General features: G+C 55.4%; 10 protein-coding genes. All 10 read right to left on the bottom strand.

From position 1 onward, the window contains the following. Nucleotides 1-205: 205 nt before the first annotated feature. Nucleotides 206-625 (bottom strand): flagellar basal body-associated protein FliL, encoded by a 420-nt coding sequence (fliL, locus tag IKE44_RS09530; protein ID WP_287465732.1) that lies wholly within the window; start codon nt 623-625, stop codon nt 206-208. Next, nucleotides 612-836, bottom strand: coding sequence for a flagellar FlbD family protein (locus tag IKE44_RS09525; protein ID WP_033016021.1), 225 nt, complete (start codon nt 834-836; stop codon nt 612-614). Before IKE44_RS09525 ends, fliL begins: the two co-directional genes overlap by 14 nt. 50 nt (nt 837-886) lie before the next feature. Beyond that, on the bottom strand, nt 887-1,684 hold the full coding sequence (gene flgG / locus IKE44_RS09520; RefSeq protein ID WP_049624597.1) for a flagellar basal body rod protein FlgG: 798 nt from the start codon (nt 1,682-1,684) through the stop codon (nt 887-889). A 17-nt stretch (nt 1,685-1,701) separates the two neighbouring features. Beyond that, the gene (gene flgD / locus IKE44_RS09515; protein WP_049624596.1) at nt 1,702-2,130 is read right to left on the bottom strand and encodes a flagellar hook assembly protein FlgD; all 429 of its coding nucleotides are present in this window, start codon (nt 2,128-2,130) and stop codon (nt 1,702-1,704) included. Between the two features lie 18 nt (nt 2,131-2,148). Then, the gene (locus tag IKE44_RS09510) at nt 2,149-3,261 is read right to left on the bottom strand and encodes a flagellar hook-length control protein FliK (protein ID WP_053093044.1); all 1,113 of its coding nucleotides are present in this window, start codon (nt 3,259-3,261) and stop codon (nt 2,149-2,151) included. After that, a complete protein-coding gene (locus tag IKE44_RS09505; protein ID WP_049624595.1) occupies nt 3,258-3,860 on the bottom strand; it encodes a MotE family protein in 603 nt (200 codons plus the stop codon). The genes IKE44_RS09510 and IKE44_RS09505 overlap by 4 nt, the downstream gene beginning before the upstream one ends. Continuing rightward, entirely contained in the window at nt 3,861-4,307 is a 447-nt protein-coding gene (fliJ, locus tag IKE44_RS09500; RefSeq protein WP_033015998.1) for a flagellar export protein FliJ, read from the bottom strand. It lies immediately after the preceding gene. A 38-nt stretch (nt 4,308-4,345) separates the two neighbouring features. Next, a complete protein-coding gene (fliI, locus tag IKE44_RS09495) occupies nt 4,346-5,653 on the bottom strand; it encodes a flagellar protein export ATPase FliI (protein ID WP_080706533.1) in 1,308 nt (435 codons plus the stop codon). Next, entirely contained in the window at nt 5,631-6,410 is a 780-nt protein-coding gene (gene fliH, locus IKE44_RS09490) for a flagellar assembly protein FliH (protein ID WP_033016002.1), read from the bottom strand. The genes fliI and fliH overlap by 23 nt, the downstream gene beginning before the upstream one ends. Next, nucleotides 6,394-6,661, bottom strand: a 268-nt coding sequence (locus IKE44_RS09485) for a FliG C-terminal domain-containing protein (protein ID WP_287465729.1), incomplete at its 5' end; no start/stop codon positions are given. The genes fliH and IKE44_RS09485, both read right to left, overlap by 17 nt.

The following is a 6,661-nucleotide window of genomic DNA, read 5'->3' as shown; positions in this document are numbered from 1 at the left end:
TCGTCCTCATCAGCGACGCGGAGATCCAAAGGGTGCATCGAATATGCTTCCCCCCACGGAAGGAAAATATAACCAGCCGTGGCCGCGAAGCGCACCCTAGGTCTGTAAGATATCCACAAAACTGAAAAAGGATGTAAGGGAATTTGTCGAAAAATATTTTTTGGACACCCCTGAGAGGCCGAAAAGCCTTGATAGATCAACATTTCTAGAGGGAGGTAATGTAGACGTTCTCCACTTTCCCTTCCTGCATTAACGCATTAATCTGTTGTTTCAGCTGCTCTTTCAACGCCGCCATTCCTTCTTTTCCTTTAAAGTCGGCCGCTTTCATTTCCGAGAGCTGTTCGATGATTGCATCCTTAATCTGGAAATCACGCTTCTCCGCTTCTTCTTTTCCTTTGTCGCTGTCGGTTTGAATTTTAAAGGAGATTTTAATATAACGGCCGTCCGCCAAATTCGTTGTCATTTCCGGAATGTCGATCGAACTGTCCGCCAGTTCATCGGCGCTTGGCGCCTCCTGTTTTTCTTTGCCGGTCAGGTTCATAACGGCAACAAGCGCCGCCGTGCCGGCCAAGGCAATGACCGCTAGCACGATGACCATCGTTTTGAGTACTTTATTCCCTTTCACGGTTCAATCCTCCTGCTTCCGGCAAGCGAAACGCGCCAATTTGCCGGTAAAATTCGCTCGCCAACGCCGCGACTTGTTCGACCGTCTCGCGCACGACGAATTTTTTTCCGTTCGTCAGCGTCACGGTCGTGTCGGGAAATGCCTCGATTTGTTCGATGTACAACGCATTGAGCACAAACCGTTTGCCGTTGAGCTTCGTCAGCGGAATCATCGGCAAGCGGGCATCAGCGTCCAACAACAGCTGACGCCCTACCTCCTATTCTACTTTTTCAAGTTGACAAGTTCTTGCAAAATTTCATCCGATGTCGTAATGATGCGCGTGTTTGCCTGAAAACCGCGCTGGGCGACGATCATTTCCGTAAACTCCTCAGCAAGGTCGACGTTGGACATCTCAAGCGCCCCGGAGACGATGGTTCCTGTTCCGTTCGCTCCCGGCGCCCCTGTCGTTGGCGCGCCGGAGTTGATCGTTTCACGGAACAGGTTGTTTCCGGCTTTCTCCAATCCATCGTTATTAGAGAACTTAGCCAGCTGAATCGTACCGATCGTCAGCAAGTTTCCCAAAGCGTTCACAATATTCACCTTGCCGTCAGCCCCGATGCTTAAGCTTTTCGCATCCGCCGGAACTTTCAGGCGGCTATTTCCCACACCGAGCAAATATTGGCCATCGGCATTGACAATATAGCCTTGCGAATCGAGATAAAAATTCCCGGCTCTCGTATACATGCGATTGTTGCCCTCCGCATCGCCGACAACAAAAAACCCATCCCCCGAAATCGCCAAGTCGAGCACGCGCCCGGTCGTTTGCAAGCTTCCTTGCGCATGGACGGTGTCGATGGCAGCCAACTGCGAGCCAAGCCCGACTTGCTTCGGATTCGTGCCGCCGCGGCCGGCGTTCGGCCCTCCCGCTCCGGAAATCGTTTGGCTCATTAAATCTTTAAAGATCGTTCGTCCTTTTTTAAACCCGTACGTATTGACGTTGGCGATATTGTTGCCGATAACGTCAAGTTTTGTTTGGAAATTGCGCATGGCGCCAATGCCGGAATACATCGAACGAAGCATTCGCTCCCTCTCCCCTCTTATTCGTGTTGTTCGACTGTCATCACCGCGTCAGCGGCAATCGTCGCTCCGTTATCGAGCCCGAGAACAATGTTCCCGTCTTTTTGCGTCACCGATTTGACAACCGCGCTCATCGTTGCATCGCCTTCTTGCCAGTGCACCGTTTTGCCGATCCATTCGCTGTAGCGCAAAAGCGCATCACGGCTTGACACTTGCATCCATTTCTGCATCAAATTGGCGATGTTCATCATTTGCTCAAGCGAGGAGAAGCTCGCCATTTGCGCGATAAAGTCTTTATCTTCCATCGGATTGAGCGGATCTTGGTTTTCGAGCTGGGCGAGCAAAATTTTGAGAAAGTCGTCTTTTCCTAAAATTTGATTACCCGTTTTCCGTTCCGGCTGAACCGCGTTTGCCATCCATAAGCTTCCATCAATCACATTCGTTGTCATCCTCGTTCTTTTTCCCCCTTATGCGTCAGCTTCGATCCCGTCTAGCGCTAACGGGAAGGAAGATGATGGCTCCCGCTTTTGTTTTTGCCGCGATTCGCCCTGCTGCTGCCCTCCTTGGCGATTCCCGGAATACGGCGGCATCGCGGAGCTGTCATAATCCGACCAAACGGTCCATTTTTCGACCGTGATGGAACTCGCATCAAGCTGCTGAGCAAGCTGCGGCAAGTGGTTGCGGATCAACTCTTCCACCGCATCGGTCGCCACAAGCAGCCGGGCAGTCAATTTTCCGCCTTCTTGCGCCATTTTCACCGTCACCGTTCCAAGATGTTCCGGATGAAGGCGAATAACAAGCTGCATAACGCCGTTTGGCAGCTTCACCCATCGGCCGAATTGCCATGCACGGGCTACTTGCTCGACAAACGAACTTTCCTTCCCTGCTTCCACCGTCCCCGCCTCATGGCCGCCAGGGACGAATGGAATCAAAGAGGCAAGGTTTGTCGAAACGAGCACACTATGCAGCTGGCGAGCGTCCTCCTGCTGCCGTAAAGAGGCTGGCCCGTACATCGAAGATAAAACTCGCGGCGCCAGCCAGCTGCTTTCACCGTTGGAATGCACCGCCATTTCCTTTCTAGCTCCCTCGGTTCGCGGCAAAATTTGTGAGAAAGGCGGCTGGTGTTCGCCATCGAAACGCCCGTTCATTTCTTTGGCCTGTTGTTCCAGCCAAGCAGCTTTGTCCAACCCGCTATTTTCATCCGTCTGTAGCCAAAAAGACGGAACGGCTGCCAGCGCTTTTGCACCAGCCCCTTCTTGGTTAACTCTTCCGCTTTCCCCATCAGCCGCCAAGGCTTCACCATCATTGTATGCAGCCGCCGGAGGGGCGTTTAAAACGTTGGCAGCGCCAACGTGCATAGCTGAAGCGGCCAGCCATAACGGCTCTGTCCATTCGTCTGTTATTCGCGGCTTCTTTCCTTCCGGCTGGGATGACCGTTCAATCCCCTCCTCAACCGGCAGCTTCCCGGTTTGCTTTTGCGCCAATAATGCCGCAAATGCGCTGGAAGCCGCTGTCTCTTTTCTCGCTGTCAGCTCCACGCCCGTTGGCTGCGGTGCAACTGCTGCGATCATCACTTTCATTCAGCCCCCTCCTCTCTCCCTGCCCATTTATGCAATGACGAAAGCAAGTTCGCCGCCTGCTCGGCCGGCATTTGTTCTAAAATAGCCGCGGCTTTGTCGCTATCGAGCCGGCTCAGCACCTCAAGCGCTTCATCCTCCGGCAGCTTGGCTAAAATAGCCGCGGCCTGCTTGTCTGACATGGCGTCGTACATGCTGATGACATCCACCGCAGACGCTTGTCCGCCGCCTTTTTCCTGCTGGGTCGGCAGCTGTTGCTGCGTCGACAGCCGGGCAATTTCCTCGTCTTTTGCCGCCAATTCGCTTTTTAGCTGCTCAATTTGCTTTTTTTGCTTGGCGATCGTTTGGTTTTGCCGCTTGATCGTCTGCTGTTGCGTCTCGATCGTGTTGGCCAGCGTCTTTTCTTTCTTCTTCCAATCAAACCATTCGGCGACGAACGGCACGCTGTCCACCCATTGTTTCGCCTTCACCGCATCAATGCCGGCCGCCTTTGCAATCAGCAAGAGGAAGAAAGCCGCAAAGAGGCTCGGGACGACAACGACGAACAACATCCATTGCCACCGGCTTGCCGTTTCTTCCTGCTGAAGTTTGCTGCCCGCCATCTATAACTCTCCTTGCCGCACAAAGCGCTGAACGGCTATTTCATCGAGCAAACGGCTTTCGGCCTCTTTTTCGCGCTGCTCTGTCCACCGCCGCACGCGCTCCTGCATTTTCTCATACTTTTTCACTTCAATATTGAGCTCAATGAGGCGCTGGTGCCGGCACTGCATTTGCTCGCGCGCCCGCATGACGATGAGCTGATAGTGATCAATGGTTTGTTGCAAACTGGCGAGATACTGCAGCGTATGGCGAATGGCCCCGACAGCGAGGCCATCTTGCAGCCGCCTGTCCCTTTCCGCCTCGCATCGTTCTTTTTCCTTGAGCAACTTGTACAGCGCCTCGGCCGCCTGCTCAAACTTGTGCACCGCTTCTTCGTATTCAGCCAGCGCTGCTTGCTTTTCTTTTTCCTTCATCGTCCATAGTTTTTGCAGCCGAAATGTCGACATCATTGTGGATCACCCTTCCCCCTCTTAACGCTGTGCCCCCGTCATGGCGGCGAAATGAGACGGAAAAGGGCATCAATGCTTTCGGCGCGCGTCGCCTTTTCCTCTATTTCTTGGCGGCAAAACGCCATCATTTGCGGATAACGTTCAATCGCCTCATCAATTTCTCGCGATGCCCCCCGCTTGTACGCCCCTATTTGAATCAAATCCTCCGAATCGATATAAGTGGAAAGGAGACGGCGGAAACGGTTCGCTGCTTCGCGGTGCTCAGCGCTGATAATATGAGGCATGACGCGGCTGACGCTTTTCAGCACGTTAATGGCCGGGTACTGGCCTTTATTCGCGAGCTGGCGTTCCAACACAAAATGGCCGTCCAAAATGCCGCGCACCGCATCGGCAATCGGCTCGTTCATATCGTCGCCGTCAACGAGCACCGTATAAAACGCGGTAATGGTGCCTGAGTCGCTCGTCCCGGCCCGCTCGAGCAGCTTCGGGAGCAAGGCGAACACCGACGGGGTATAGCCCTTTGTAGTCGGCGGCTCGCCGACAGCCAACCCGATCTCCCGCTGCGCCATCGCGACGCGGGTGACCGAATCCATCATCAGCATGACATCCGCCCCTTGGTCGCGGAAATATTCGGCGATCGCTGTCGCGGTGTACGCCCCTTTGACACGCATGAGCGCCGGTTGGTCCGAGGTGGCGACAACGACGACGGAACGGGCCAATCCTTCCGGCCCAAGATCGCGCTCTAAAAATTCGCGCACTTCGCGCCCCCGCTCGCCGATTAAGGCGATAACGTTCACGTCAGCCGATGTGCGGCGGGCGATCATTCCCATGAGCGTGCTCTTGCCGACGCCGGAACCAGCAAAAATGCCGACCCGTTGCCCTTTCCCGACCGCCAGCAGACTGTCGATGACGCGCACGCCGACTTCAATCGGCTCGGCGATCGGCGGCCGGGTGAGCGGATTGGGCGGATCGCGGTCGACCGACACAGGCTTCAGCCCGGGCGGCAGTGGGGCACCGTCCAACGGTTGGCCGAGCGGATCAAGAACCATGCCGATGAGCGCATCGCCCACATACACTTCGAGCGGCTTGCCGGTCGCTTCCACCAAACAGCCGGGGGCGATATGCGTCATGGCGGAAAACGGCATGAGCAAGACGTGGTGCTCGTGAAAGCCGACGACTTCCGCCGGAATTTTCCGGCCACTCGTTTCATGAATGTAGCAAAGGTCGCCGATCGAGCTGCCCGGACCTTTCGATTCGGTCATGAGCCCAACGACGCGCGATACTTTGCCGAATCGTTTGTACAAATCGACGGTGGCGATGTCCTCAAGAAGCGCCTGCCAGTTCAGAGGACATTCCCTCCTTCAGCCGTCTGTAGAGCGCTTCGCGCAGCCGTTCAAGTTGCATGTCTACGCTGGCATCGATGCGGCCGAACGGCGTTTCCACGAGACAACCGTATTCCGGCAACGCCTCATCCGGATAGATGAACAAATCGACACGGTGCGGAAATAGCGATTTCAACAATTCTTGCTGTTCGGCTACCGTCTCATAACAACCCGGATGCACGTAAACGGACACTTCCGTTTGCCGCCGCACTTCCTGCAGCACTTGGCGCACAAGCGGCAAAAACGCGCTCCGGTCTCGCTCGAGCGTGGCGCCGATGATGCGTTCCGCCGCTTTCAGCGCCACTTCGAGCATCATCTCATCCGCCGCCTCGACCTTCGCATAAAATTCGTGATTCATCCGCTCCGCCAAGCGGCGGGCTTGGTCGATCCATTCGCGGTGTTCGCGAAGCGCCGCCTCGCGCCCGGCGGCGTAGCCGTCTTCGTACCCTTGGGCGCGCGCTTCCTGCCTAAGCCGGTCTTTCTCGCGCTCCCATTGCTCCCGTTCACGGGCCAGCTGTTCGCGCACCGTCTCGCAATATTGCTCGGCTTGGCGGCGAAGCGCGGCCGCCTCTTCTTTGGCGGCGGAAATCGCCTCGATTTCCTTTTGCCGATCCTCGTTCGAAGGCGGAACATCGAAAATGCAGCGCTGCACAGCGATCGTCTTTTTGCCGGCGCGCCCGGCCAATGCCGGCGCTTTAATGACGCTAGACAATAATATCATCTCCTCCCCCGCGGGCGATGACGATTTCCCCGGCTTCCTCGAGACGGCGGATAATGGCGACAATGCGCGATTGCGCTTCTTCCACATCACGCAGCCGGACCGGGCCTATATATTCCATTTCTTCTTTGAACGTCTCGGCCATTCTTGTTGACATGTTGCGGAAGACAATTTCTTTCACTTCATCACTCGCCACCTTAAGCGCCAGCATAAGGTCATTGTTATCCACTTCGCGGATGACGCGTTGAATGGCG

The sequence above is a fragment of the Geobacillus sp. genome (assembly GCF_017515625.1).
Lineage (GTDB): Bacteria > Bacillota > Bacilli > Bacillales > Anoxybacillaceae > Geobacillus > Geobacillus stearothermophilus.
Note: the sequence above shows the minus strand (reverse complement) of the source record. Positions and strands in the feature narration are given on the sequence as shown.